This is a genomic window from Sphingomonas colocasiae (genome assembly GCF_019880585.1).
GTDB classification, from domain to species: Bacteria; Pseudomonadota; Alphaproteobacteria; order Sphingomonadales; family Sphingomonadaceae; genus Sphingobium_A; species Sphingobium_A colocasiae.
Genome location: NZ_JAINVV010000007.1, coordinates 143,240 through 169,166, shown reverse-complemented (window position 1 = coordinate 169,166; position 25,927 = coordinate 143,240). Strand labels below are relative to the sequence as shown.

Sequence of the window (25,927 nt, the reverse complement as noted above, 5' to 3'; positions counted from 1 at the left end):
TTACCTATGGTTGCATCGTGATCGCGGCGGCCTGTTCGGCTTTCGCTTCGTCTTCGATCTCGGCGACGGACTGGCGCGCCATCTCGAAACCGCCCGTCCAGCCCTCCAATATCCACCGGCCCGATACGGACAGGCCGTCATGCGCGAGTTCGCCCGCATAATCGACCCGGTGCGCCAGATCGGCCGAACCGTCATAGACCTTGGCGAAGGCGACCGAGAAGCCGTCGCGGGTTCCGCGTATAAAGGATTCGAGACGCTGCGATGACCGGCTGATCGTGTTCGGCTCGCTGATCGATCCGCTCAACGCGCCGCCGGCATCGTCGATATTGGCCAGGAACGAAACGACGGGCTCCGACGGGGCGTCGTACCAGTAACGCCCCGTCCAGAAACCCGTCATGTCCGCCCTGTCCAATGTCACCCCATGGTCGGGATGACGAAGGCGTTGCTGCCGTCGGGCGAACCGTCGGGCCAGCGCTGCGTGATCGTCTTGGTCTTCGTCCAGAAGCGGACGCCTTCCATGCCGTGCTGGTTGATGTCGCCGAACGCGGACCGCTTCCAGCCGCCGAAGCTGTGATAGGCGACGGGCACGGGAATCGGCACGTTGATGCCGACCATGCCGACATTCACGCGGTGCGCGAACTCGCGCGCGGCATGGCCGTTGCGCGTGAAGATGGCGACGCCGTTGCCATATTGGTGCTGCGAGGGGAGGGCGAGCGCCTCCTCGAAATCATTGGCGCGCACGATCTGGAGCACGGGGCCGAAGATTTCTTCCTGGTAGCTCTGCATGGTCGGCTTGACATGGTCGAACAGGCTGGGGCCGATGAAGAAGCCCTGCTCGTGGCCCTGCAAGGTGAAGCCGCGGCCGTCGACGACCAGTTCCGCGCCCTCGTCCACGCCGGTCTGGATCCAGTTCTCCACGCGTTGCTTGTGCGCCGCGTTCACCACCGGGCCGTAATGCGCCTCCGCATCGGTCGAGACGCCGACGCGCAGCGCCTCCATCGCGGGCACCATCTTCTCGCGCAGTGCGATCGCGGTCTTCTCGCCCACCGGCACCACCACCGGCAGCGCCATGCAGCGCTCGCCCGCCGAACCGAAGGCCGCGCCCGACAGGTCGTTCACCACCTGGTCGAGATCGGCGTCGGGCATGACGATGCCGTGGTTCTTGGCGCCGCCCATCGCCTGGACGCGCTTTCCGGCGGCCACGCCGCGCTTGTAGACATAATGGGCGATGTCGGACGAACCGACGAAGCTGACCGCCGCGATATCGGGATGGTCGAGGATCGCGTCGACCATTTCCTTGTCGCCATGCACGACCTGCAGCACGCCTTCGGGCAGGCCGGCTTCAAGGAACAGCTCGGCCAGGCGGACGGGCACGGAGGGGTCGCGCTCGGACGGCTTGATGATGAAGGCGTTGCCGACGGCCAGCGCGACGCCGGACATCCACAGCGGGATCATCGCGGGGAAGTTGAAGGGGGTGATGCCCGCGCCGATGCCCAGCGGCTGGCGCATCGAATAGACGTCGATGCCCGGCCCGGCGCCCTGGGTATATTCGCCCTTCAGCGCGTGCGGGATGCCGCAGCAGAATTCGATCACTTCCAGGCCGCGCTGGATGTCGCCCTTGGAATCGGCGATCACCTTGCCATGCTCGGACGAGAGCAGATGGGCCAGCTCGTCCATATTGGCTTCGACGAGCGCCTTGAAATTGAACATCACGCGCGCGCGGCGCTGCGGATTGGTGGCGGCCCAGCCCGGCTGCGCCTTTTTGGCGGCGGCGACGGCGGCTTCGAGCACGGCCTGATCGCCCAGCGCGACGCGCGCCTGGATCTGGCCGGTATTGGGATTGAAGACGTCGCCGAACCGTGCGCCGTCCGACGCGAGCGGGTTGGCGAGCTTGTGGGTGACCTGACGCATGGCGTGGGAACCTCTCCTATGGTGACGCGGGCCTACTGGACCTTTGTGAAATTGCACTCAAGTCCAAATCTTCGCATGCCGAACCTGCAATTTTGCAGGGATTTGGGGTGGCCCCCGCGCTGTCATCCCCGCGCATGCGGGGGTCCAGCTTCTTCTTTTTCCCTGACGCTTCCCGGAAAAGCTGGATCCCCGCGTGTGCGCACTGTTGTCCGGGATTTTTGCGGGAGGTTTACGCAAACCTAGCAATTCGGCGGAATGTGCCGACAATGCCGGTGACGAGACATGGTTTGCGGTCGCAGTGCACCTCTCCTCCCTATCGAAGATGGGGAGGGGGACCACCACGGCTTATGCCGTGGTGGTGGAGGGGAAATGCGATGGATCATCCAGCGCCGTAGCTGCCAGAAATCCTGAGAGAATCCGGTTCGAAGGCAGCGCGAAACGGAGGCGTGGTCCTTCCCCTCCACCACGCCGCTTCGCGCCGTGGTCCCCCTCCCCATCTTCGATAGGGAGGAGAATTCTTCCCGCCTCAAGCTTCGAGCGAAATCCCGGACAGCTGTGCGCGTGCGCGGGGATGACGGGCGTGGAGAAGGGCGCCGCGCCTCGATCCGGCGTCGGTCTGCGCCGGCATTGCCTGGCGATTCATCCCGACGCGCGATTCGATCCGCGAATCGGGGCGCGTGGGCCTGCACGCCGGCCTTTCGGGAATCTTGCGCCGTCACCCCTTGAAACGGACCGGAATGTGTCTGAATGGTCACACATTTCGTTCCATTGTCACGCCTGGCGTGACAGTTTCGTTAAACGGGCTTGCGATCGCGGCAAATTTATATAACATGTTCACTATCAGCTGGGGAGCAGATTCCGGCGGTAGTGGCAAAGTCCAGATTGGGAGGGTTGAGTGTCCAGAATAACGAAGTTCAGCGCGTCGTGCGCGGCTTTGGCGATTGCGATGGTGTCCGTGCCCGCATTCTCCCAGACGGCCGCAGCGGACGAAGCCGAAAGCGACTATACCGACATCATCGTGACGGCGAACAAGCGCGAACAGCGCCTGCAGGATACGCCGACCAGCATCGGCGTCATCTCGAGCGAGGCGCTGGCCGCCCGCCAGGTGACCGACGTGCAGGAAATCACGCGCAACGTCGCCGGCCTGAACGTGGTCAATGCCGGCCCGGGCCAGAACACGCTGATGATCCGCGGCCTTGTCGGCGCGGGTGAATCGACCGTCGGCCTGTATTACGACAACATGCCGACCGCCGGCATGGGCGAGAGCGCCGCGCTTGCGGGCGGCCGCCAGACCGATTTCCTCGTCTACGACGCGCAGCGCGTCGAGGTGCTGCGCGGCCCGCAGAGCACGCTCTACGGTTCGTCGGCGCTCGCGGGCGTCGTGCGTATCCTCTCCAACCCGGCGAAGCTCGGCACCTTCGAGGGCCGCGTCGACCTGGACGGTTCGACGGTCTCGCACGGCGGCGAGGGCTATTCGGTGAAGGGCATGGTCAACGTGCCGCTGGGCGATCATGTCGCCATGCGCTTCGTCGGCTATGGCGTGCACACGCCCGGCTTCGTCGATCAGACGCGTTACGGCATCAAGGACTTCAACGACGCCGACAGCTGGGGCTTCCGCTGGAACACGCTGTTCGAGCTGGGCGAGAACACGTCGGTGACGACGCAGCTCTATGTGCAGGATCTCAAGTCGAACGGCCCGGCCTATACGCGGCCGCGTTCGTCGGTGATCGGCGGCGTGACGCTGCCGGGCGCGGGCAAATATGCGACCAACGCGCAGACGCTGGAAACCTATGACGACCGTTCGATCCTGGCGAGCCTCAACTTCGAGCATCGCTTCGACAATCTGACGCTCAACTTCAACCAGTCCTATCAGAAGCGCCGCAACGTCAGCTTCACCGACGAGCAGGGCCTGCCCTATTTCTTCGGCTTCCTGCAGTCGATCGGCGCCTTCCCCAACATCACGCTGCCCCAGGCGATCACCTTCCGCTCCGAACAGGATCTGGAGATGTGGAATTCGGAGCTGCGTCTGGCTTCGGACTTCGACGGCCCGCTCAACTTCGTGGTCGGCGGCATCTATCAGGACCGCTCGGTCTCGATCGCGAACAGCTTCATCGATCTCGACCAGGCGACCGGCGACGTGCTCTACAGCCGTCCGCTCTGGTATGCCCGCGCGGCCGATTTCCAGCTCAAGCAGCTCGCGGCCTTCGGCGAGGTGACGTTCAAGGTTTCGGACCAGTTCTCGCTGCTGGCGGGCGCCCGCGTCTTCCAGAACAAGCGGCGTGACATCGCCCGCTCGATCGTGCCCTTCCTGCGGCTCGGCACGGCCGGCGCGCCGGACGATGTGAAGAGCAAGGAAAGCAAGGTGATCTATCGGTTCGAAGCCGATTTCAAGCCGAGCGACAATGTGATGCTCTACGCCTCCGCCTCGCAGGGCTATCGCGCCGGCGGCACGATCGTCCGCGTCATTCCCGAACTGCCGGCTTCCTACGGTCCGGACTATACGTGGAATTTCGAGCTGGGCGCCAAGACCGACTGGCTCGACCACGCTCTCCAGGCCAATATCGCCGTCTATCAGATCGACTGGTACGACACGCAGATCGCGGGCGAGTTCTTCAACGGCTCGTTCGAGGGCATCCTGAACTGCGAAGGCCGCTGCGCGCGTTCGCAGGGCGTGGAAGTCGACCTGACGGCGCGCCCGGTGCGCGGGCTGGAGCTGACGGCGAGCGGCACGGTGTTCAAGGCCAAGTGGCTGAAGGCGCAGCCCGCGATGAACGGCACGCCGGCGGCGGGCACCCAGTTCACCAACACGCCCACCTTCACGCTCAACGGTTCGGCATCGTATCGCTGGGAAATCGGCGGCGACAAGGAGATCGAGATCCGCGCCGACGCGCAGCATCGCGGCAAATACGCCTATTCGGACTATCGCCCGCAATATAATCAGTTCTCGCCCAAGGCGTTCACGCTGGTCAACGCGGCGGTCACGCTGTCGGCGGCGGACAAGTGGAACGTCTCGCTCTACGGCCGCAACCTGACCGACAAGCGCGCGGTGCTGACCACGGCCGGCGACAATGTGCAGTTCGATCAGGAACTGATCGCGCAGCCGCGCACCTTCGGTGTGCAGCTCGGCTACAGCTTCTAAGCCGACACGGGTTCACCCCCGGGGCGGGATCCGGTTTCCGGATCCCGCCCTTTTTTGTGTGTGGGAGAGACGGACTTTGCTTCCTGCCGCCACATCTTCCTGTCATCCCCGCGAAAGCGGGGATCCAGCTTCTTCTTCTTTTTCCTGACGCTTCACGGAAAAGCTGGATCCCCGCTTTCGCGGGGATGACAAGGTGGGAAAGGATGGCATGACGGTTGGGACATTGGCCGGCTTTGCAATCGCAATGGCGCTTCCGCCGTGTCGCGACGGCATGCTAGGGTGAAGGATGAGCGAAGAGTTGGATGACAGGGCCGACGATGCGTCGTCCGCGCGCGTAAAGAGCGTCGAGGTCGCGGTGCAGATCCTGGATTCGCTGACCGAGGCGTCGGCGCCCGTCCGCGTATCCGATCTGGCGCGCCGGCTGGGCATGACCAAGGCGCGCGTATCCCGCCACCTGCAGACACTGACGCAACTGGGGCTGGTCGATCGCGCGCGCGAGGGCGAGGGCTATGTGTTCGGCCGCAAGCTGCTCAAATTCGGGCGCGCGGCGGTCTATCGCAGCAATATCGTCCAGCTCGCCCAGCCCTATCTGCAGGATCTGTTCGCCGGAACCGGCCATACCGCGCTGCTCGCCATCCCCTCGCGCGGGGGCGCGATGGTCGTCGCCTCGGTCAACAACCAGTTCGAGCCGGGGATCATGATCCATCCCGGCATGCTGCTGACGCTGCCGACATCGCCGGCGGCGCGGCTGATCTATTATTTCGAGGGCAAGAAGCCGAAGCCGGTGCGGGTGGAGGGCAATCTGCGCCGCCACGGGCTGGACTATGAAGCCAATCCGCACGGCACCGGCCTGGGCGGCATCGCCGCGCCGGTGTTCGAGCCCGACGGGCTGATCGCGTGCTCGATCGGGCTGATCCTGTCATCCTCGCTGCTGATGCCGGAGCCCGAGGAGGCGCTGCTCGATCAGGTGCGGCATGCGGCGCTGCAATTGCAGAACGACTATGCGGAAGGCGCGGTTTCGCCGCTGATGCCGGCGGTGGAATAAGCGGGGGCTTCTTCTTCTTCTGTCATCCTCGCGCATGCGGGGATCCAGCTTCTTCTTCTTTTTCCTGACGCTTCACGGAAAAGCTGGATCCCCGCGTGCGCGGGGATGACAAGGGAGGGGGTGAACGACGGCTGGGCAAATCTGATGGGCCTTGCGGAGTGACGGGGGCAGTCCCACGCACCCATCACCCCGCCGAAACCCCCGGATATTGCAACCGCGAGCCCAGCCGGCGCGAGGATTGCGCGCAGCAGCGGATCAGCGATTGCAGCATCGCGCGCGAGGGGCCGTGTTCGGCGAGGTCGCCGCGCGGCACCATCAGCGTGACGACGGCCGAGAGATTCTCGCCCTGGTCGAAGACGGGGGCGGCGAGCGCGCCATGGCCGAGATTGAACTTGTCGCGCGTCCAGCAATAATAGTCGCGCTGGATCTTGCTCACCTGCTCCATGAATTCGGCGCGGTCGCCGATGCGGAAGCTCGCCTCGCGCGTGCAGAGATGTTCCAGCCGCGCCTCGCGCGCCTCCTTCGGCAGAAAGGCGAAGACGATCCGGGCGGAGGGTGAATCGGGCAGGCCGAGGACAAGGCCGGGCTCGACATTGATATGGATCGCCTGGGGCGCGGGAATGGTGCGGACGACCACGGCGTCGCCATCGGCCGGGGTGCAGAGCAGCACGGTCAATTGCGTCTCGCGCCCCAGCGCGGTCAGATGCTCGTCGAGCACCATGCCGATATCCATGCGCCGCGCGGCGATCTGCCCCCAGCGCATCAGCCGCCAGCCCAGTTCATAGCCCCGGCTGCCCTGGCGGCCGACCAGCCCCAGCTCCTCCAGATTGGTCAGGTGCCGCGACGCGCGGGATTTGGTGATGCCCAATATGTCCGCCACGTCCTGCACGCTCACCTTCGATCCGCGCTCCGCCAGCAGGTCGATGATGTTGGCGGCGGTGGCGACCGATTCGATATTGCCCAGCCCGATGGTCGGCGATTGCCGCCGCAGATCCCGATCGCTCATCCGGCCCTCCATTTGTCGCGCATAGTGCAACATATGGACGCTGTTGTTGCGCATGTCGAGACACGCCGATAGCGAAACCCCCGAAACATCGGCAGTTTGGAGAGGCGCCGCAATGGCGAGTCCGGCACAGAATGAGCGGCTGACGCGCGTGGGACCGGGAACGCCCATGGGCGAGCTGCTGCGGCGTTACTGGCATCCGTTCGCGGCGGCGGCCGAGCTCGACGATCTGGGCATCAAGCCGGTGAAGCTGCTGGGCGAGGAGCTTGTCGCCTTCCGGTCCGGCAATGGCGGCTATGGCCTGATCGACCGGCAATGCCCGCATCGCCGCGCCGACATGCTGCACGGCATCGTCGAGGATGACGGCATCCGTTGCAGCTATCATGGCTGGTGCTTCGGCGCGTCGGGCCAGTGCCTGGAACAGCCCTTCGAGGATCTTGCCAATCCCAAGGCGCGCTTCCGCGACAAGATCCGCACCAAGGCCTATCGCGTCGAGGAAAAGGCGGGGATGCTCTGGGCCTATATGGGGCCGGAGCCCGCGCCGCTCGTGCCCAATTGGGAACCCTTCACCTGGGAAAACGGCTTTCGCCAGGTCGTCTATGCCGATGTGCCGTGCAACTGGTTCCAGTGCCAGGAGAACAGCCTGGATCCCGTCCATTTCGAATGGATGCACCGCAACTGGTCTTCCCGGCTGTTCGGCGACGGCAGCTATGGCCCCAAGCATCTGGAGCTGAAGTTCGACGAGTTCGAATTCGGCCATATCTATCGCCGCGTCCGCGAGGATACCGACAAGAGCAACCAGCACTGGACGGTGGGCGCCACCGCGCTGTGGCCCAACGCCTTCTTCCTGGGCGACCATATCGAATGGCGCATCCCCGTGGATGACGAGAACACGCTGAGCATCACCTGGATGTTCCACCGCGTGCCCGTGGACCGCGAACCCTATGTCCAGCAGCGCGTGCCCTATTGGAAGGGGCCGGTGAAGGACGATCAGGGCAACTGGATCACCAGCCATGTGCTCAACCAGGATATCGTCGCCTGGGTGGGGCAGGGCGTGATCGCCGATCGCACCGAGGAGCATCTGGGCCAGAGCGACCTGGGCATCGCGATGCTGCGCCGCAGCTTCGACAAGAACATGCAACTGGTGGCCGAGGGGCAGGACCCCAAGGGCCTGATCCGCGATCCCGAGCGCAACATGTGCGTCGAGCTGCCGATCAAGCACCGCGAGATGTTCACATCGTCGATGACCCTGGCGGAGAGCCGCGCGATGGGCGACGCGCTCGCATACCGCCTGAACCGCCCCGATTACCAGCATCAGGTGGGCCAGCCCGAGGCCGTGAAGCGCGAATATCAGGTCGCGATGGGCATGATTCCCGAAGACGCCGAACACACGATCTAACCGCGCCGCCGGCGCCGAACCCCTTTGAGCATTTGAGCAGGAGAGCGACATGAAACTTGGTACGATCAGGATCGACGGCAAGCCGACGGTGATCGCGCGCGTGGCCGACGAAGCGGCGGTCGCGCTCGATTTCGCATGGATGGAGGATCTGATCGAGGCGGGCGACAAGGGCCTGGATCAGGCGAACGAGGCGATCGTCGCCGCGCTCGCCGGCAAGCTGCCCGTGATCGAGCTGGGCAATCCCGACTGGATGGCGCCCAATCCGCGCCCGTCCAAGATTCTGGGCTGCGCGGTCAACAACAACAATCTCAACGAAAAAGCCATGAAGCCGATGACGGCGCCGATGTTCTTCATCAAGGGGCGTTCGGCGCTGACCGGCCATAACAAGACGATCGACCTGCTCGCCGATCACGGCCAGTCGATCCCCGAGCCCGAACCCGTCGTCGTCTTCGGCAAGCGCGCCAAGAACATCGCCCCGGAAGAGGCGCTGGACTATGTGTTCGGCTACACGCTGACCAACGACGTCACCGCCAGCGGCGTGAAGTTCGGCCAGGATTCGATCGCGCTGAAGCAGACGGCGGACGTGGTGAAGCCGCACCACACCGCGTGGCGCCCCAAGTTCGAGGGTGAGGACACCTGGCTGCTCTTCATCTACCATTCCAAGTCGAAGGCGGCGGACACGTTCGCGGCGATGGGCCCCTGGCTCACCACCAAGGACGAGGTGCCCAACCCCAACGCGCTGAACGTGCGCGGCTATATCGACGGCGAATGCTATGCCGACGACAGCACGGGCAATTATTTCTTCCCCGTGGAGCGCGTGATCTCCGAAGCCAGCAAGTGGTTCACGATGGAGCCGGGCGACTGCATCCACACCGGCACCGCGTCGAAGGGCACGCCGAAATTCCCGCGCGGCAATATCGGCACCTATCTGAACCTGTATGACGGCAAGGTCACCGATGTGGAGATCGACGGGCTCGGTCGCCTGTCCAACCGCATCCGCATGATCCCCTGACGCACCGGACGGGAGGGACGAAGTGGCCAAGATCGTGCTCGGTATCGGCTGCGCGCACACGCCGCAGCTCCATACCCTTGCGGAGGACTGGGATATCCGGGGCGCGCGCGATCGCGCCGACGGCATCCCGCTCTGGTACAAGGGGAAGAAGCTCCCCTATGCCGAGCTGGAGGCGGCGCGCGCGGAGGACGGGATCGGCGACCTGCTCGATCTCGCCACCCGCCGCGCGGCGCTGGAGGCGAGCTTCGCCGCGATCGACCGGTTGCACGAGATGTTCGTGGCGGCGAACGTCGATGTCGTCGTGATGATCGGCAACGACCAGCATGAGTTCTTTTCGGACATCGTGCCCGCCTTCGCGGTGATCGGCGCGGACGAGCTGCCCAACCTGCCGCGCACCGCCGAGCAGAACGCCCGGCTTCCCGTCGGCATCGAGATTTCGGACCACGGCCATCTGCCCAGCGAGCGCGTGAGCTTTCCCGGACAGCGCGCGCTGGGCAGGCATATCGCGCGCAGCCTGGCGGACGAGGATTTCGACGTCACGCTCTGCCACGAGAAGCCGACCGTCACCAACGACAAGTCGCTGCTTTACGGCCTGCCGCACGCCTATGGCTTCCTCTACAAGAACGTGCTGCGCGATCATGTGAAGCCCAATGTGCCGGTGGACGTGAATTGCTGGTATTATGACAACAGCCCCTCCGCCCGGCGCTGCTACAAGTTCGGCGGCGCGGTGGCGCGGGCGATCGAATCCTGGGATCAGGATCTGCGCGTCGCGGTGATCACCACCGGCGGGCTCACCCATTTCGTGGTGGACGAAAGCTGGGACCGCTGGTTCCTCGACGCGCTGGCGCGCGACGACGAACAGGCGCTGTCGACCATTCCGCAGAACGAGCTGATGGCCGGCACGTCCGAGTGCAAGAGCTGGATCGCCACATCCGCCGCGATGAAGGAAGCCGGCCTTTCCATGTCCGTGATCGATTACCAGAAGCTCTACCGCACCGAGGGCGGCACCGGTTCCTCCTGCGCATTCGTGGCGTGGCAATGAGCGCGCGTTCGGTGATCATCTCGGGCGCCGGCCCGGTCGGCCTCGTGCTCGCGCTCGATCTCGCGCGGCGCGGCATCAGCTCGACCGTGCTGGAACGGCGCGAGGCGGGCGAGCCGCCGAGCGTGAAGTGCAACCATGTCGCATCGCGCACGATGGAGGCGTTCCGCCGCCTGGGCATCGCCAACGATGTGCGCGATGCCGGGCTGCCGGCGGATTACCCCAATGACTGCGTCTATCGCACCACGGTGACGCAGGGGCACGAGATCACGCGCATCCCCATCCCCGCGCGCGCCGAACGCTGGACCGATTTCGACGGGCCGGACACATGGTGGCCCACCGCCGAGCCGCCGCACCGGATCAACCAGATCTATCTGGAGCCGATCATCTTCGCGCATGCCGAAGCGCATCCGCTGATCACCATCCACAACCGCACCGAACTGGTGGAGGCGGCGCAGGACGAAGACGGCGTCACCGCCACCGCGCGCAACCTGGACAGTGGCGAGACGATGACGCTGGCCGCGCCCTATCTGATCGGGTGCGACGGTGGGCGATCGCTGGTGCGCAACATCATCGGCGCGAAGCTTTCGGGCGACCCCGTCGTCCAGCGCGTGCAATCCACCTATATCCGCGCGCCGAAACTGCTCAGCATGATGCAGGGGCGGCCGGGCTGGATGAACCTGTCGCTCAATCCGCGCCGCTCGGGCAACACCGTGGCGATCGACGGCAAGGAGAACTGGCTGATCCATTGCTACCTCTACGAGCATGAGGAGGATTTCGACGCGATCGACCGCGACGCCGCGATCCGCACGATCCTGGGTGTGGGCGACGATTTCGAATATGAGATCATCAGCAAGGAGGACTGGATCGGCCGCCGTCTGGTGGCGGACAAGTTCCGCGATCGCCGCATCTTCATCTGCGGAGACAGCGCGCATCTGTGGGTGCCCTATGCCGGATATGGCATGAACGCGGGCATCGCCGACGCGATGAACCTTGCCTGGCTGCTCGCCGGCACGCTCAACGGCTGGGGCGGCGCGCATCTGCTCGACGCCTATGAGGCGGAGCGCCTGCCGATCACCGAACAGGTTTCCCACTTCGCGATGAACCACGCGATCAGCGCGATGGCGCATCGCCGCGAAGTGCCGGCGGAAGTGGAGCAGGATGACGATGCGGGCGCGGAGGCGCGCGCGGGCATGGGCAAGCGCGTCTATGACCTGAACGTCCAGCAATATTGCTGCGGGGGCCTCAATTTCGGCTATTTCTACCCGAAATCGCCGCTGATCACCTATGACGGCGAACAGGCGCCGGGCTATTCGATGGCGGGTTTCCAGCCCTCCACCGTGCCGGGCTGCCGCACCCCGCATTTCTGGCGGACCAACGGCCGTTCCGCCTATGACGATTTCGGCGCGGACTATACGCTGATGCGCTTCGATCCGGCGGTGGACGTGCTGCCGCTGCAGATCGCGGCGGCGGAGGCGGGCGTGCCGCTGGAGATCATCGACGTGGCGGAGGACGAGCGCACCGGCGTCTATCGCCACGCCCTGCTGCTCTCGCGGCCGGACCTGCACGTGGCCTGGCGCGGTGATGCGCTGCCGGACGATGTCGACGGGCTCGTCGGCAAGATCCGGGGCGCCTGAAAGCCAACAAGACTGGAGAGATCGCGATGAAGCTGGTGACGTTCCTCGATGGCCAGGGCCGGGCCCGGCCGGGCGTGCTGGCGGATGGCGATCTGATCCTCGACATAGCCGCCGCGACGGCGCGCGACGGCGGTCCGGTGCTGGACGATATGATCGCGGTGATCGCCGCGGGCAGGATCGGCCTGAACCGGATCGCCGACTTACTGCAATCGGCCCCGGAGGCGGAATGGCGCGCGCGCGAAACCGTGCGCCTGCTCTCGCCGCTGCCGCGCCCCACCCAGATCCGCGATTGCGGCAATTACGAACGCCATGTGAGCCAGGCGATCGCCGCCGCGATGGAGCTGCGCGCGCGCGCCACCGCCGATCCCGCCGCCACGCTGGCGGGCTTTCGCGCCGCCGGCCTCTATAATATCCCCCAGGTCTGGTACGATCAGCCGCTCTATTACAAGGGCAACCCGATGAGCGTGATCGGCCCCGATGCCGATGTGATCCGCCCGAGTGCGGCAAAGCTGATGGATTACGAGCTGGAACTGGCGGTGGTGATCGGCGGCCCGGCCAAGAACCTGACGCCCGAAACCGCGCTGGATGCGGTGTTCGGCTATACCATCTTCAACGATTTCAGCGCGCGGGATCTGCAATCGCGCGAAACCCAGTTCCGCTTCGGCCCCGCCAAGGGCAAGGATTTCGACACCGGCAACGCGATCGGCCCCTGCATCGTCACCGCCGACGAGATCGCCGACCCCGAAAACCTGACCATGATCGCCCGCGTGAACGGCGAGGAACGCGTGCGCACCACCTCCGGTGGTGGCCAGCACTCGATCAGGGACACCATCGCCTACATCTCCCGCGACGAAACCCTCCACCCCGGCGACCTGATCGCGCTGGGCACGGTGCCGGATGGGTGCGGCTATGAGAGCCTGACATTCTTGGATGACGGGGATGTCGTGGAGCTGGAGGTCGAGGGGATTGGGGTGCTGCGGAACCGGTTGATTGGGGGCTGAGGGGTAGGGCGGTGTCACGTCATGGTGCCGCAATTCTCTGTGGCTTCCTTCCTCGCACGAGATTTTTCCGCCACGAAGTTTCATAGTTGGAATTCGAACGTCATGCTTGGTGACAGCTTTGCGCCCTCATTTCGGACGTTCAATGTGGGCAGCGCTGCTCTTCAAAGCCGTCGTTCGTCAACATTCGTCTACGAAGGGGCTAATGGAAGCTATTGCTGAAAGCGAAAGATCGTTTCTGATTTATGGTCAGGGTTTCGATGGCTCATTCTGCCAGATCGCGACGGCAGCTACTCACTGCGATCCGATGCTCCCATGGAAATCTGTCACTTCAACGCCGCGTAGGCCTTCGCCAAACGCTCTTCAAGGTCGGTGAGCATCGGGTCTAGCGCAGTGGTAATTTCGTCGAAGCTGTGATAGGTCTTTGGAAGATCGAAGCCAAGGAAGCTACCATATTCACCCATTTGAATCGGGTACCGCTCGCGTCGCGCTTCTGCTAGTACCGTCTCGGAATACAGAACAATCAGGTTTCCGGAGTAGCTGTGCTCAAAGCTATCCGATCGAAGACCGATCTTAATCCGATAGCTCTTGTCCAAATCCCAATACAGTGACTTCGCTATAGCGACACGATCGGCAATGTCGCGTAATCGCATAGCTGATAGATCATTTTTAGTTTCCAACGAAAGAGTTGCCAACGAGCTAACCTGTACGTTCGTTAGGTTCGCGGCCTCGATCGCCCCTGCTTGAAAACCCGCTTCGCACAGAAGGATGCCTCGATCGGCACCAAGATCTGCCACGATCTCGCGCAGACCGAGCACATGAAGTTTAGAAACAGGCGATTTCCAATGCTTGCACTCGACGAGCCAAAGAATCTCAAAGCCGACGTGCTTAGATCTTACCACCACGTCGACATCATGCGTGGTTCTTGCACCCTTCAATGTCATGTCAATGTCGGCAGATAGGCCAAGCGATCGGAAAAACTCGGCTGCTTCCTGTTGGTACTCTTTCCAATCAACAGCCATCGCCCCCACTCCCGTCAAATATCACAATAAGTCAAGGAAACTGCTCTTGATCAAAGGCTTATTTGTGGGCAACCCTCAGCGAGGGTCGTTACCGCAAGAGGAAGGATGGCGATCGTTCGCGAGATGGGCAGTTTGAGGCGAGTAAGAAACGACTTGCGATACTCCCTCAAGTGAGAGGTAGACCGAGCTGTTGCGGGCCAGGCGATAATCGTAGCTCGAGGCGATCCGTCTTCAGAACGATATCTAGACGCATCCCTAACTGTTCAAAATAGATCGAGCGCGGCTGGTCCATTTCCATGAAGCCAAAAAAAGAGAAAGGAATTTCAGTACTATCCTCTGTCGATCGATCCGTCAGGACCTCGCCAATCCCACGCTCCCAGTCAGCCAGCACATCACGGTCAGAACCAGCTATCCCCGTCTGAAGGAGGATCAGACCTTCTTCGAATCCTCCCGCCTTACGCCTCTTATCGTCTGCCGAGCGCTTCACCGCATCGAGTGAGACACCCTCCGCTTTGGCAATAGCGCGGAAGACTTCAAACAAATCCGCTAGCTCTTCGCGTTTTTGCGCCTCGCTTGAAGCCTCTCGTACTTCGAGTGCTTCCTCAATCAGCTTGCTGATTAGAAAGCCCTTGCGCAGATTTCCGGATATCTGCCGCGCGACCTGAATTTCTTGTCGCTCCGCTATCCTCCCCGGTATTTTGTCGCGAACAAGCTTGCCGAGGTTCGTTGCGCGACGGACGCGAGAATGGTCTTTTTCCGTTGGCGTGACGATGGTGCAGCCGATTTTACGCAGTTGATAGAATGCGTGGGCGAGCGTCGAGCCCGACAGAATGATTGGAACGCGCGCTGCGTGAGCAGCTGCGCCTACAGCCTCAATGAACTCATTGTCGCGCATGAGATTTAGATCCGTCGGCCGTAAGGCCAGAGCCTGCCTGGTTCGTGCACCTTGCCACGCTACAAACTGCCCAAGCGTTTCACGATCGGTCACCGTAAAGACTCTGTAGCTGCTTCGATCGGGGTTTCGCCCGGGATCGTGATCTGCTTCATGCGCTTCGGTCCAGTACCAGGGGAGATTGAACGCCCTGCCGTCCACGTCCACGCAGCCGATAAACCACATTATATGACAGGCGCGCCCAAGACGCTCGGCGACGTGCGCGGATCGTAATGCGACATCCTTTGCTTCGGCCGAAACGATGCTGTTGCTTCGCGCTAGTTCATTCTTTACCCGAACATACTGCCACCCCCCGTCGGGCTGCGAAATGAGCATATCAGATTTGTATTCAGGATAGTCGGTAGCGTGCCCTGTCGGCACGTGTACTTCCCAAATATCATACGGACAATATTGCAACGCATCTGGCAGGCCCCAGAGGGAATTAATCTCCACAACCGGATTCTGCGGTTCCGCGCGCACCCATGCACTGCTCCGGGAGGCTACGAAGCGGTGCGCGACAAATGCGAACTGCTTGTCGGGGTTTGCGCGCCTTAGCTCCCGCGCATTCTTTATAACCCAATCTGCGGCTGTAGCTGGGTCGAGGCATTCCGATCTAGGCAGATTGGTGATCTTTTCCGCTCCTGCGGGGACGCTTGTGCGCACCATGATACCAGCTTTACCGATTAGCGCCCGGAAATCGTCCTCAAGCTTCTTTTGAGCTGATTTGGTAAGTCGCTTTGGCAGCGCGCTTAGCGGCGCATAGAATAGAGTGGGCTTGTGAAGCGCATTAGGCTCCCACAATTGCTCAAGGACTTCCAGCTTGTCCCATTCTCGAAGAGCGCTCTCCTCCGCCAACCGAAAATAGGCGCCGCTGTTTGCTTCCGGCCGAGCTGCTGGCGCTACGCGAACTTGGAATGGGTTTGCGCCCCAAAGGTCCTCGTCTTCTTCGTCGATCTGGACAAGATAATAAGCGCTGTTATCGGTGATCCACTCACAGTTCAATCGTTGTGACCGCCCCCGCAGAAGCTCGTTATTGAGCCAAGCCCCGACGCTTCCAAACAGGCGCTCACGCGCCAAGCCGGACTTAACGGCCAGCCGTGCTTCAGGTTCGGCAGCTTGATCGCGTTGGCTGTTCAGCCGCTGGCGAAGGGTCAGGCCGTCGGCTTCCCTTATTGAAATTTCCCAATGATCGCGGGTCTTGGAAATGCGCTGTAGATTGCCAAACTCGCCCTGAGCGGTCGGGCGAATGTGGCGGTGGACCATGATACCTGTTTCACGATCTCCGGTTGATGCAAGAACCTTGCTGATCGCATCAATCAATCCGCTGCTGAATACAGAGAGGTCGTCGTCAAATTCGAGCTCGTGGCTTTCGAATGTGCCACGTTCCCAGATGCTCTCACCGACGACGCTTGATCGAACAAGAAGCTGCTTTCGAGGCCCTGAGATCTCGCGCAATTTTGTGACAAAAGGCGCATCTAGCCAGTCGTGAGCAACGGAAGCTGATGCGGCCAGCGCTGCGGAAATCAGTGCAAATGGAGGAGTCCAGGCTCTTGGAATCGCTAGAGAACTCGCGCCTTTCACGCCGAACCTAGTGGCAAGTTGTTGAATGTCCGCCCAGTCGATGCGCTCGTATGCATCGGACAGGATGATGTCGTTCACTTCTTCTCCAGTGTACCGAATACGGCGTTGGCAATGTTCGAGAGCAGCCCGCTCACGCCGTCTGAGAAATAGCCGACCAGGAATGCTAGCGCCGCTGTCGGCGCAATCCCCGAGGCTGGCGCGGCAGCCGTCTGCGCGGCGAACATGCCAGAAGCGAACAAGGTCATTACAACACAAGCATAGGCTCCCCCAATAGCGGGGGTCATCAACCGCCAATAGCGCCTATCAAGGTGCCATTTACCCTTGGCCACTGAGTGGATCAGCCATTTAATAGAGAAGGTAATTCCACCGACCGATCCAGTGCAGAAAATCGCAAGCAAGCGAAAGCTTATGGAGAGCTTGGCGTTGCCTAGAGAAATGGAGATGTTTTGATCTGCCAATCCGAGGCAAATTCCTGCGCCAAGGATTGAAATTACCAGCATGAAAATGAGAGTGTACGTTTCTACGTTCATCTCACGCCGCGCTTCAAGCGGGTATTTCGACTCCCACTGCCAAGGTTTCCGCCCATCAGTATAGTCTTGAACCCCACCAAAGGTGGGCTTCATCGGCGCCGTCGGCTCTGCCGCCGGCGTGGGGGGCACGTCGTCAGCAGTCACGCTGTCGGGCGGCCTCGAGATGGCGGAACATCTCGATCGTGCCTTCGATGTTCTCGTTATGGGGATGATCGCGATAATTCCAGGTCTCACCATCGCCGATCAATGATGCCGCCACTCTGCGGAAGAACTGAGAGCCTGCGCTCTCGACATCAGTCGCGACAATCGCAATGTCACCGGAGCCAGCGATATAATAGGATCTGGCGCCCATCTGAGCATACGCGTCGACGGCATTGGCTTCGTACCAAGTAAGATCTGCTCCAGCACGCGCGCCAGCCGTGAAGGCGGCAAAATCGAAAGGGGGGCGCACGATCACGTGTAGGTGCGCGTAATCCAGGCCGCACCCAACAGGTGTGCCCGTGCTCACCGGGCCATGCTCGAACCAAATTATCTCATCCATCGCAAGAGAGAGGTGAGCAGCGATTTCGCGGACCGCTTCCAAGGGAGAAAGGCCCGATTTAGAGGCCCATTCACGGGCGTTCGTTGCTGAGCGGCGGGGGATAATCAAAAGCCAACCCGGCACAATGGCGCCTAGGGTCGGGGCAACGATCCAATCCTGAGTTTCGAGCAAAGGCCTATCGTAGACCGCTGTGCCGCGCCCAGAAAGCAGCGCCGCAAACCGTTGTTTGCCGCTGGCCATCTCGATACCCGACGTCATTGCCACCTCAAAACGATCCTATCACGCCCATGGCCATGGTGAAAGCATCCCACATTGGCCTACCACGCCAGCGGTTTCAACAGCTGGATACCAATCAGATCGCCAATGCGAGGTTAAGGGGCGGCAAGTAGGCCGTTTCGGCTGCTCGCAAGTAGCAGGCCGGTCTCCTAGAGCAACTTCTCATTTCGCATAATGACGCTGCAAAGCCGTCAGTCGGCAACCGGCCCACCATTGCCGTTTTCCTGCCAAAACCCACGCTCTGCTTAATCACCCCGCTCGCATAGCAGCAACCCGCTCTCGGAACTGCCGCCGTCCCACCGTCAGCAGGATCGCGGTGATCGGGCCGACGATCGCGGCGGTGATGGCGATCGAGATGTTGAGCTTGGATTCGTCCATGATGATGTAATCGCTCATCGCGGCGGGCACGATCGGGCCGAGCGCGGTGCCGAGGATGCCGGTGGAGAGCAGGAACAGCGCGCCGAGCTGCGCCCGCAGATTGTGCGGGGCGATCATCTGCACCGCGGCGGGGATCAGCACGGGATTGAAGCCGCCGAAGAACTTGATCGGCCAGATCATCACCGCCATCAGCGTGGCGTTGGGCATCAGCGGCATCAGCGTGCCGAAGATGCTGAGGCCGATCGCGCACACCGTCGCCATCATGATGCACGCATCCACCTGTCCGCGCGCGATGCAGCGGCTGGAATACCAGCCGGCGAACACCATGCCGGCGGGGCCGGCGGTGAGCGAGGCGAGGCCGTTCACCCAGCCCGCCTCGTCCGCCTTCCACCCGTGCATGCGGATAAACAGTTCGGGATACCAGGCGTCGAGATAGGAGAGGATCGAGAGGAAGCCCGCGCCGATGAACAGCGAAACGCCCATCAGCGGCCATTTGCCGAGGAACTGGCCGATCACGGTGAGCGAGAAGGAGCCCGTGTCCACCTTGTCGATCGTCTTCTTGCGCGCCGGTTCCCTGAGCGTCGCCACCCACAGCGCGATCAGCAGCCCCGGCGGGCCGATGATCAGGAACACCGCGTGCCACGACTTGTAGGTGCCGAGCAGCGGGAAGGTGACATAGGGCGTCGTCTCCAGCGCGCCGACGATGATGCCGCCCAGGATCAGCGCGGTGCCCGCGCCGATGAAGATGCCCAGCGAATAGATGCTCATCGCGCGCGGCAGGCGGGTGTCGTCGAACCGGTCACGCAACAGCGAATAGGCGGACGGGGAGAGCGTCGCTTCCCCCACGCCCACGCAGATCCGCGCCGCCATCAGCGCCGGAAAGGTGCGGGCGAGCGCGCAGGCGCCCGTCGCCAGCGACCAGACGGAGATGCCGGCGGCGATGATCCATTTGCGCGGATAGCGATCGGCCATCCACCCCATCGGCAGCGCCATCGCGGTGTAGAACAGCGCGAAGGCGCCGCCTGTCAGCAGCGCGAACTGCGTGTCGGTGATGCCCAGGTCCGCCTTGATCGGGCCGACCATCAGGGTCAGGATCTGCCGGTCTAGGAAGGAGAGGGTATAGGCCACCATCAGCACGATGGCGGTGTACCAGCCATAACGGTAGCTGACGGGCGCGCCGTCGGCGCTGCCCTCCGGTGCCTGTGCCGCGACTGTCATTGAACCTCTCCCGTTGCCGGTTTGGGCATGTTTTGCGTTGGAATATCGGGTGTGGGTGCCGGGTGGCGCATCGCCGGCGCGCGTGGCGTCAGAACAGTGCGCCAGCCCCGATGCCGTTCGGGCTGAGCCTGTCGAAGCCCTGTCCTTCTCCCGCGATGGCAAAGGAAGAACAGGACTTCGACAGGCTCAGCCCGAACGGTTTGGATGGGGACGATCGTCGGGGTCATCTCCGGCATCCTAATCATCAGGCGTGGACCAGTCCCGGTGCATCCTCGAGTTCGAGGCACAGATATTTGAGTTCCAGATAATCGTCGATGCCGTGGCGGGAGCCTTCGCGGCCGAGGCCGGAGGATTTCACGCCGCCGAAGGGCGCGACCTCGGTGGAGATCAGTCCGGTGTTGATGCCGACGATGCCGGTTTCCAGCCGCTCGGCCATGCGCCACACGCGTGAGACGTCGCGGGCATAGACATAGGCGGCAAGGCCGTATTCGGATGCGTTGGCGGCGGCCACCGCGTCCTCGTCATGCGTGAAGCGGACGATGGCGGCGAGCGGGCCGAAGGTTTCCTCCACCAGCACCGCCATGCCGTCCGCCGCGTCGGCGATCAGCGTGGGTTCGAAGAAACGGCCGCCCAGCGCGTGGCGGCGGCCGCCCGCCACCAGCCGCCCGCCGCGCGTGAGCGCGTCGGCGACATGCAGCTCCACCTTGGCGACCGCCTGGTCGTCGATCAGCGGGCCGATCGTCACGCCATCGTCCGCGCCATTGCCCACTTTCAGCTTCGCGATCGCCTCGGCGAACAGCGCCACGAACGCGTCATAGACGCCGTCCTGCACATAGAAGCGGTTGGCGCACACGCAGGTCTGGCCGGCATTGCGGAACTTGCTGGCGATCGCGCCCTCGACGGCGGCGGGCAGGTCCGCATCGTCGAGCACGATGAAGGGCGCGTTGCCACCCAGTTCCAGGCTCAGCTTCTTGATGGTCGGCGCCGATTGCGCATAGAGCGCGGCGCCCACGGCGGTGGAGCCGGTGAAGCTGACCTTGCGCACGATCGGGTTCGCGGTCAGTTCCCCGCCGATCGCGCGGGCGGCGCTGCCGGTGACGATGTTGAGCACGCCCGCGGGCACGCCCGCCTGTTCGGCGAGCGCGGCAAAGGCGAGCGCGGTGAGCGGGGTCTGCTGCGCGGGCTTCACCACCACGGTGCAGCCGGCGGCCAGCGCGGGGGCGATCTTGCGCGTGATCATCGCCGCCGGGAAATTCCAGGGCGTGATCGCCGCGACCACGCCGATCGGCTGCTTCAGCGCGAACAGGCGCTTGTCGGGCAAATGGCCGGGGATCACGTCGCCATAGACGCGCTTCGCCTCTTCCCCGAACCATTCGATGAAGGACGCGGCATAGGCGATCTCGCCGCGCGCCTCCGCCAGCGGCTTGCCCTGTTCGGCGGTCAGCAATTCGGCCAGTTGATCCTGATGCGCGACGATCAGATCGAAGTAACGGCGCAGGATCGCCGCGCGCGCCTTGCCGGTGCGGGCCGACCATTCGGGGAAGGCGCGGTGCGCGGCCTCGATCGCGGCGCGGGTTTCATCGGCGCCGAATTCGGGCACGCGGCCGATCACCTGACCCGTGGCCGGGTTGGTCACCGGCAGCCATGCCTCGCCGGACAGCCATTCCCCGCCGATCAGGCAGGCATCGCGCAGCAGGGCGTTCATCAGTTGCCCGCGCCCAGCTTCATGATCTTGTGCTCGCCGGTGGCGAAGGCGAGATTCTTGGTTTCCATGTAGAAATCGAAGCTCCAGTCTCCGCCGTCGCGGCCGATGCCGCTGGCCTTCACCCCGCCGAACGGGGTGGGCAGGTGGCGCACATTCTCGCTGTTCACCCAGACCATGCCCGCTTCCAGCGCGTTCGACACGCGCAGCGCGCGGCCGATGTCGCGCGTCCACACATAGCCGGCCAGGCCGTAATCCACGTCATTGGCCTTGGCGATCGCATCCGCCTCGTCGTCGAAGGGGATGGCGGTGAGCACGGGGCCGAAAATCTCCTCGCGCGCGATCCGCATCGTCTGTTCGGCGGCGGTGTAGAGCGTGGGGGAATAGAAATAGCCGGGCCGGTCGATCCGCTTGCCGCCCGCCGCGATCGTTGCGCCGTCGCCTTGCGCGATCTCGGCATAGCTGCACACCTTGCCCAGATGGCGCTCATGGATCAGCGGGCCGACCTCGGTGGCGGGATCGAAGGGATCGCCCACCTTCAGCGCGGCGGCGCGTTCGGCGATGCGCGCGACGAAGCCGTCATAGATCGAACGCTGCACCAGCACGCGCGACGAGGATGTGCAGCGCTGGCCGTTGAGCGAATAGATCATGAAGACCACGGCATCGAGCGCGCGCTCCAGATCGGCATCGTCGAACACGATCACCGGATTCTTGCCGCCCAGTTCGAAATGGACGCGCTTCAGCGTGTCCGCACCCTGCTTCATGATCGCGCTGCCCGTCTTCGATTCGCCGACAAAGGCGATCGCCTTGATGCCGGGATGTTCGGTCAGCCGCCGTCCGGTCGATTCGCCCAGGCCGTTGACCGAGTTGAACACGCCGGCGGGCAGCCCCGCATCATGCGCGATCTCGACGAGCAGCCGCGCCGAATAGGGCGACCATTCGGCGGGCTTGTGCACCACGGTGCAGCCGGCGGCCAGCGCGGGCGCGATCTTCCATGTGGACAGCATGAAGGGCGTGTTCCACGGCGTGATCACCGCGACCGGGCCGATCGGATAGCGCGTCGTGACGTTGAGATGGCCGGGGGAGGGCAGCGCCTGCCCATCGGCGGCGCCCGGCGCGCGATCGGCGAAGAAGCGGAAATTCTCGGCGCCGCGCAATGCCGCCTTCGACATGAAACGCCAGGTCTGCCCCGCGTCCAGGCATTCGATCGAAGCGATCTCGTCGGCGCGCGCCTCGATGCCGTCGGCGATCCTGTGCAGGATCTCCTTGCGCTTCTCGCCGGGGGTGGTTGCCCAGCCATGGAAGGCGCCGACGGCGGCGTCGACCGCCGAATCGAGTTCGGCGGGGGTCGCGTCCTTCGCCTGGCCCAGCTCCTCGCCGGTCGACGGATCATAGATCGGGAACGCCTCTCCATCGCCGGAAACGGCCGCGCCCGCGATATAATGGCCCAGCGGCCGGGTGCGGAACGGCTCGGTGGTTTTCAGAGCCAGTTCGCGGCGCTTGGCGGGCATGGGTATCTCCGAATGAAATGGTTATCGTGTTAAATATATACTCGGAGTTTCGCCGCCGTCAAACCACTTCTGGCCCCGAAGCGCCGAATGCTCCGGTTGACATTTATCGTGTTAAGTATCATCCCTTGGGCCTCATTCAAACCGATCGAGAGCAGGATGTTCGCGGGCACCGCATATGGAATCGCACTCAATGACGGCGCGCAACTGAGCGCGCTGGATCCGGCGTTTCACGAAAAGCCCTATGGCCAGCCACCCAGGGCGCCGGTGCTCTATGTGAAGTCCGGGCCGGGCATCGTGCGGGGCGGCGCGGCCATCGCCGTGCCGCAGGGCGCGGACGGGCTGGTGCTGGGCGCGACGATCGCGTTGCAGCGGACGGTGACGGGTTTCGGCGCGGCGCGGCTGGCGCTCGACCTCGCGGTGCCGCACCAGAGCTTCTTCCGGCCCGCCATCGCCGAACTGGGGCGCGACGGCCTGCTGGCGGTGGGCGATGCCGGCGTGGTTCCCGCCGCGCTGGACGATCTGGAGATCGTGACGACGGTGAACGGCGCGGAGGTCCATCGCTGGAACCTGTCGCGCCTGCACCGCGACGTCCGCACCGCGATCGCCGACGTCACCGCCTATATGTCGCTGCTGCCGGGGGACATGCTGCTGGCGGGCGTCGCCGGCGACGCGCCGATCGGCCGCGCGGGCGACCGGATCGAGATCGCCGCGAACGGCCTTGCGGGGCTGACGGTGACGCTTGGCGCGGCAGAAGGAGGCCGACCATGAAGCATGTCCGCCTCGTCCATGCCGGACGCGAGCAATGGGGTGTGATGACCGAAGACGACAGCCGGATCCGGCTGGCCTCCGGCATCGAGCTGCCTTTCGATTCGGCGGTGCTGCTGCCCCCCGTCACGCCGGGCGCGCGGATCTTCGCGCTGGGGCTCAACTATGCCGATCACTCGGCCGAACTGGGCTTCAAGGCGCCGGACAAGCCGCTGGTCTTCCTGAAGGGGGCGAACAGCCTGGTCGCGCATCGCGGCACATCCTGGCGACCGCGCGACGCCGAGCAGATGCACCCGGAATGCGAACTGGTGGCGGTGATCGGCCAAACCGCGCGCAACGTGGCGGCGGCCGACGCGCTGGCGCTGGTCGGCGGCTATACCGTCGCGTGCGACTATGCCGTGCGCGAGTATCTGGAGAATTATTACCGGCCGAACCTGCGCGTGAAGAATCGCGACGCGCTGACGCCGCTGGGGCCGTGGATCGTCGATGCCGCCGACGTGGCCGATCCGCAGGCGCTGGCGCTCTCGACGCGGATCAACGGCAAGACCGTCCAGTCGGGCTCCACGGGCGAAATGGTTTTCCCCATCGCCGATCTGATCGCCTATCTTTCGGCGATCACGACGCTGGAGCCCGGAGACATGATCCTGACCGGAACGCCGCATGGCGTGGCCTTTGTCGCCCCGGGCGACGAAGTGGAGTGCGAGGTGGAGGGCATCGGCCGGCTGGTCAACCATGTGGACTGGCAGCCATGAGCCTGTACCAGCTTTCCAGGCTGCTGTTCGAACTCAACCGCGATCGCGCGTTGCAGGACGCATTCACCGCCGACGCGGCGGCGGTCGCCGATCGCTATGCGTTGACCGAAGAGGAGCGGGGCGCGGTGCTCCAGCCCGATATCGGCCTGCTCTACGTGCTGGGCGTCAACGGGCAGATCCTGATGCATTTCGCGGCGTTCAGGCAGATCGCCTGGGCGGATTACCTGCAGATGATGCGCGACGGCGTTCGCCAGCACGGCCCGGTGCGCGACGGCGTCTATGCGATGACGAGCGGGCTGGATGAAAAGGTTGCCGGCGTATGAGCCTCGTCTTCACCGGAATTTGCAGCCATGGCCCCGGCATCACCGGGCGCGCCGATCTGGCGCCGCCGGAACTGCGCGATCCCTTCTTCGCGGCCTATCACGCGATGCGCGACGCGCTGCACGCGACGAAGCCCGATGCGGTGATCATCGTCGCGGCCGAACATTTCGCCAATTTCTTCATGAACAACATGCCGTCCTTCGCGATCGGCATGGCCGATGGTTATGAAGGGCCGATCGAGGATCCGGACTGGCTGCGCATCCCGCATCGCACGGTGCGCGGCGATGCCGCGCTGTCGCGCCGCATCATCGCGGAGGTGCAGCAGACCGTCGACCTCTCCTATGCCGAGGAATGGAAGTTCGATCACGGCATCATGGTGCCGCTGAGCTTCCTCGATCCCGAAAACACCCTGACGGTGATCCCCGCGAACATCAATTGCCAGGGGCCGCCGCTGGCGCCGCTGGCGCGCGCCTGGGCGTTCGGCGAAGCGCTGCGCCGCGCGGCGGACGCGGTGCCCGAACGGATCGCGCTGGTGGCGACGGGCGGCATTTCCCACTGGCCCGCCACGCCCGACAGCGGCCGCGTGAACGAGGCGTGGGACCGCGAGTTCCTGCGCCGCTGGGCGCTCAATGACCGCGCATTGCTCACCGCCTATACCGACGCTGAAACCTATGCCGATGCGGGGCAGGGCGGGTTCGAGATCCGCACGCTGATCGCCGCCGCCGCCGCCGCGCGCGGGCCGGGCACCGTGCATTTCTTCGCGCCGATCCCGATCTTCAGCACCGGCTGCTTCATCGCCACGGCGGAGATCGCCTGATGGCGCACGCGACCGTCGAATGGACCGACAATCTCGAAGGGGATTTCGACCTGAAGGGCCTGCTCGCGCTGATCGCGGCGGAGATGCGCGAGCGTTCGGGCGGGGTGTTTCCCGTGGGCGGCATCCGCGTCCGCGCGATCCGGATCAGCGACTATGTGATCGCCGACGGCGCCGGGCCCGAAGACGCCTTCATCAATATCGACGTGAAGATGGGCGCGGGGCGCGACGCCGCGTTCCGCCAGGCATTCTTCACGCAGATGTTCGACGCGGTCAAAGCCCAGTTGGGCGACCTGTTCGATCGCCGCCCGCTCGCGCTCTCGCTCTATGTCGAGGAGGCGGAGGGCTGGAAGCACAACACGATCCACAAGCGCCTTGCTGCCCAGGGCCGGAGCTAGAACC

At 63.8% G+C, this 25,927-nt stretch carries 22 protein-coding genes; 12 read left to right on the top strand and 10 right to left on the bottom strand.

Annotation, left to right across the window (positions count from 1 at the left end; translation table 11 throughout):
* Positions 1-4 precede the first annotated feature (4 nt).
* Positions 5-397, bottom strand: coding sequence for a hypothetical protein (locus K7G82_RS15740; protein ID WP_222990868.1), 393 nt, complete (start codon positions 395-397; stop codon positions 5-7).
* 17 nt (positions 398-414) lie between these two features.
* On the bottom strand, positions 415-1,911 hold the full coding sequence (locus tag K7G82_RS15735; RefSeq protein WP_222990867.1) for a CoA-acylating methylmalonate-semialdehyde dehydrogenase: 1,497 nt from the start codon (positions 1,909-1,911) through the stop codon (positions 415-417).
* A gap of 895 nt (positions 1,912-2,806) precedes the next feature.
* Between K7G82_RS15735 and K7G82_RS15730 the strand changes: the two genes are divergently transcribed.
* Positions 2,807-5,050 (top strand): TonB-dependent receptor, encoded by a 2,244-nt coding sequence (locus tag K7G82_RS15730; RefSeq protein ID WP_222990866.1) that lies wholly within the window; start codon positions 2,807-2,809, stop codon positions 5,048-5,050.
* 286 nt (positions 5,051-5,336) lie between these two features.
* Positions 5,337-6,095, top strand: a complete 759-nt coding sequence (locus tag K7G82_RS15725; protein WP_222990865.1) for an IclR family transcriptional regulator — start codon at positions 5,337-5,339, stop codon at positions 6,093-6,095.
* A gap of 184 nt (positions 6,096-6,279) precedes the next feature.
* Here K7G82_RS15725 and K7G82_RS15720 read toward each other — a convergent pair whose 3' ends face one another.
* Entirely contained in the window at positions 6,280-7,101 is an 822-nt protein-coding gene (locus tag K7G82_RS15720) for an IclR family transcriptional regulator (protein WP_222990864.1), read from the bottom strand.
* A gap of 112 nt (positions 7,102-7,213) precedes the next feature.
* Here K7G82_RS15720 and K7G82_RS15715 point away from each other — a divergent pair, with 112 nt between their 5' ends.
* From K7G82_RS15715 to K7G82_RS15695, 5 genes are read left to right on the top strand one after another with little or no spacing between them, the layout of a single operon-like run.
* Positions 7,214-8,497, top strand: coding sequence for an aromatic ring-hydroxylating dioxygenase subunit alpha (locus tag K7G82_RS15715; RefSeq protein ID WP_222990863.1), 1,284 nt, complete (start codon positions 7,214-7,216; stop codon positions 8,495-8,497).
* A 49-nt stretch (positions 8,498-8,546) separates the two neighbouring features.
* Positions 8,547-9,509, top strand: coding sequence for a fumarylacetoacetate hydrolase family protein (locus K7G82_RS15710; RefSeq protein WP_222990862.1), 963 nt, complete (start codon positions 8,547-8,549; stop codon positions 9,507-9,509).
* Between the two features lie 22 nt (positions 9,510-9,531).
* A complete protein-coding gene (locus K7G82_RS15705; RefSeq protein WP_222990861.1) occupies positions 9,532-10,551 on the top strand; it encodes a DODA-type extradiol aromatic ring-opening family dioxygenase in 1,020 nt (339 codons plus the stop codon).
* A complete protein-coding gene (locus tag K7G82_RS15700; RefSeq protein ID WP_222990860.1) occupies positions 10,548-12,185 on the top strand; it encodes an FAD-dependent oxidoreductase in 1,638 nt (545 codons plus the stop codon). Before K7G82_RS15705 ends, K7G82_RS15700 begins: the two co-directional genes overlap by 4 nt.
* A 26-nt stretch (positions 12,186-12,211) precedes the next feature.
* Positions 12,212-13,186 (top strand): fumarylacetoacetate hydrolase family protein, encoded by a 975-nt coding sequence (locus K7G82_RS15695; protein ID WP_222990859.1) that lies wholly within the window; start codon positions 12,212-12,214, stop codon positions 13,184-13,186.
* Between the two features lie 323 nt (positions 13,187-13,509).
* Here the strand turns inward: K7G82_RS15695 and K7G82_RS15690 are convergent, their stop codons facing one another.
* From K7G82_RS15690 to hpaE, 7 genes are all read right to left on the bottom strand, one after another.
* Complete coding sequence (locus tag K7G82_RS15690) at positions 13,510-14,205, bottom strand: restriction endonuclease (RefSeq protein WP_222990858.1); 696 nt, start codon at positions 14,203-14,205, stop codon at positions 13,510-13,512.
* Positions 14,206-14,371: 166 nt separating this feature from the next.
* Positions 14,372-16,795: a nucleoside triphosphate pyrophosphohydrolase gene (locus tag K7G82_RS15685; protein WP_222990857.1), complete on the bottom strand. Its 2,424-nt coding sequence runs from the start codon at positions 16,793-16,795 to the stop codon at positions 14,372-14,374.
* On the bottom strand, positions 16,792-17,391 hold the full coding sequence (locus K7G82_RS15680; protein ID WP_222990856.1) for a hypothetical protein: 600 nt from the start codon (positions 17,389-17,391) through the stop codon (positions 16,792-16,794). Before K7G82_RS15680 ends, K7G82_RS15685 begins: the two co-directional genes overlap by 4 nt.
* Positions 17,381-18,046 (bottom strand): hypothetical protein, encoded by a 666-nt coding sequence (locus K7G82_RS15675; RefSeq protein WP_222990855.1) that lies wholly within the window; start codon positions 18,044-18,046, stop codon positions 17,381-17,383. The genes K7G82_RS15680 and K7G82_RS15675 overlap by 11 nt, the downstream gene beginning before the upstream one ends.
* Before the next feature lie 267 nt (positions 18,047-18,313).
* Positions 18,314-19,660, bottom strand: a complete 1,347-nt coding sequence (locus K7G82_RS15670) for an MFS transporter (RefSeq protein WP_222990854.1) — start codon at positions 19,658-19,660, stop codon at positions 18,314-18,316.
* A 244-nt stretch (positions 19,661-19,904) separates the two neighbouring features.
* The gene (locus K7G82_RS15665) at positions 19,905-21,365 is read right to left on the bottom strand and encodes an NAD-dependent succinate-semialdehyde dehydrogenase (RefSeq protein WP_222990853.1); all 1,461 of its coding nucleotides are present in this window, start codon (positions 21,363-21,365) and stop codon (positions 19,905-19,907) included.
* Positions 21,365-22,873 (bottom strand): 5-carboxymethyl-2-hydroxymuconate semialdehyde dehydrogenase, encoded by a 1,509-nt coding sequence (gene hpaE / locus K7G82_RS15660; RefSeq protein WP_222990852.1) that lies wholly within the window; start codon positions 22,871-22,873, stop codon positions 21,365-21,367. Before hpaE ends, K7G82_RS15665 begins: the two co-directional genes overlap by 1 nt.
* 156 nt (positions 22,874-23,029) lie before the next feature.
* Here hpaE and K7G82_RS15655 point away from each other — a divergent pair, with 156 nt between their 5' ends.
* The 5 genes from K7G82_RS15655 to K7G82_RS15635 are packed head-to-tail and all read left to right on the top strand — an operon-like array spanning position 23,030 to position 25,923.
* On the top strand, positions 23,030-23,641 hold the full coding sequence (locus K7G82_RS15655) for a fumarylacetoacetate hydrolase family protein (RefSeq protein WP_222990851.1): 612 nt from the start codon (positions 23,030-23,032) through the stop codon (positions 23,639-23,641).
* Positions 23,638-24,390, top strand: coding sequence for a fumarylacetoacetate hydrolase family protein (locus K7G82_RS15650; protein ID WP_222990850.1), 753 nt, complete (start codon positions 23,638-23,640; stop codon positions 24,388-24,390). The genes K7G82_RS15655 and K7G82_RS15650 overlap by 4 nt, the downstream gene beginning before the upstream one ends.
* Positions 24,387-24,713: an aromatic ring-opening dioxygenase subunit LigA gene (locus tag K7G82_RS15645; protein ID WP_222990849.1), complete on the top strand. Its 327-nt coding sequence runs from the start codon at positions 24,387-24,389 to the stop codon at positions 24,711-24,713. Before K7G82_RS15650 ends, K7G82_RS15645 begins: the two co-directional genes overlap by 4 nt.
* Complete coding sequence (locus K7G82_RS15640) at positions 24,710-25,528, top strand: DODA-type extradiol aromatic ring-opening family dioxygenase (protein ID WP_222990848.1); 819 nt, start codon at positions 24,710-24,712, stop codon at positions 25,526-25,528. Before K7G82_RS15645 ends, K7G82_RS15640 begins: the two co-directional genes overlap by 4 nt.
* The gene (locus tag K7G82_RS15635) at positions 25,528-25,923 is read left to right on the top strand and encodes a 5-carboxymethyl-2-hydroxymuconate Delta-isomerase (protein ID WP_222990847.1); all 396 of its coding nucleotides are present in this window, start codon (positions 25,528-25,530) and stop codon (positions 25,921-25,923) included. The genes K7G82_RS15640 and K7G82_RS15635 overlap by 1 nt, the downstream gene beginning before the upstream one ends.
* Positions 25,924-25,927: the final 4 nt, after the last annotated feature.

Coding starts and splice junctions, on each gene's coding strand:
- K7G82_RS15690 (WP_222990858.1), bottom strand. CDS start 14,205: ATGGCTGTTGATTGGAAAGAGTACCAACAGGAAGCAGCCGAGTTTTTC.
- K7G82_RS15700 (WP_222990860.1), top strand. CDS start 10,548: ATGAGCGCGCGTTCGGTGATCATCTCGGGCGCCGGCCCGGTCGGCCTC.
- K7G82_RS15715 (WP_222990863.1), top strand. CDS start 7,214: ATGGCGAGTCCGGCACAGAATGAGCGGCTGACGCGCGTGGGACCGGGA.
- K7G82_RS15650 (WP_222990850.1), top strand. CDS start 23,638: ATGAAGCATGTCCGCCTCGTCCATGCCGGACGCGAGCAATGGGGTGTG.
- K7G82_RS15670 (WP_222990854.1), bottom strand. CDS start 19,660: ATGACAGTCGCGGCACAGGCACCGGAGGGCAGCGCCGACGGCGCGCCC.
- K7G82_RS15640 (WP_222990848.1), top strand. CDS start 24,710: ATGAGCCTCGTCTTCACCGGAATTTGCAGCCATGGCCCCGGCATCACC.
- K7G82_RS15655 (WP_222990851.1), top strand. CDS start 23,030: ATGTTCGCGGGCACCGCATATGGAATCGCACTCAATGACGGCGCGCAA.
- hpaE (WP_222990852.1), bottom strand. CDS start 22,873: ATGCCCGCCAAGCGCCGCGAACTGGCTCTGAAAACCACCGAGCCGTTC.
- K7G82_RS15725 (WP_222990865.1), top strand. CDS start 5,337: ATGAGCGAAGAGTTGGATGACAGGGCCGACGATGCGTCGTCCGCGCGC.
- K7G82_RS15720 (WP_222990864.1), bottom strand. CDS start 7,101: ATGAGCGATCGGGATCTGCGGCGGCAATCGCCGACCATCGGGCTGGGC.
- K7G82_RS15695 (WP_222990859.1), top strand. CDS start 12,212: ATGAAGCTGGTGACGTTCCTCGATGGCCAGGGCCGGGCCCGGCCGGGC.
- K7G82_RS15675 (WP_222990855.1), bottom strand. CDS start 18,046: ATGACGTCGGGTATCGAGATGGCCAGCGGCAAACAACGGTTTGCGGCG.
- K7G82_RS15735 (WP_222990867.1), bottom strand. CDS start 1,911: ATGCGTCAGGTCACCCACAAGCTCGCCAACCCGCTCGCGTCGGACGGC.
- K7G82_RS15635 (WP_222990847.1), top strand. CDS start 25,528: ATGGCGCACGCGACCGTCGAATGGACCGACAATCTCGAAGGGGATTTC.
- K7G82_RS15710 (WP_222990862.1), top strand. CDS start 8,547: ATGAAACTTGGTACGATCAGGATCGACGGCAAGCCGACGGTGATCGCG.
- K7G82_RS15665 (WP_222990853.1), bottom strand. CDS start 21,365: ATGAACGCCCTGCTGCGCGATGCCTGCCTGATCGGCGGGGAATGGCTG.
- K7G82_RS15740 (WP_222990868.1), bottom strand. CDS start 397: ATGACGGGTTTCTGGACGGGGCGTTACTGGTACGACGCCCCGTCGGAG.
- K7G82_RS15645 (WP_222990849.1), top strand. CDS start 24,387: ATGAGCCTGTACCAGCTTTCCAGGCTGCTGTTCGAACTCAACCGCGAT.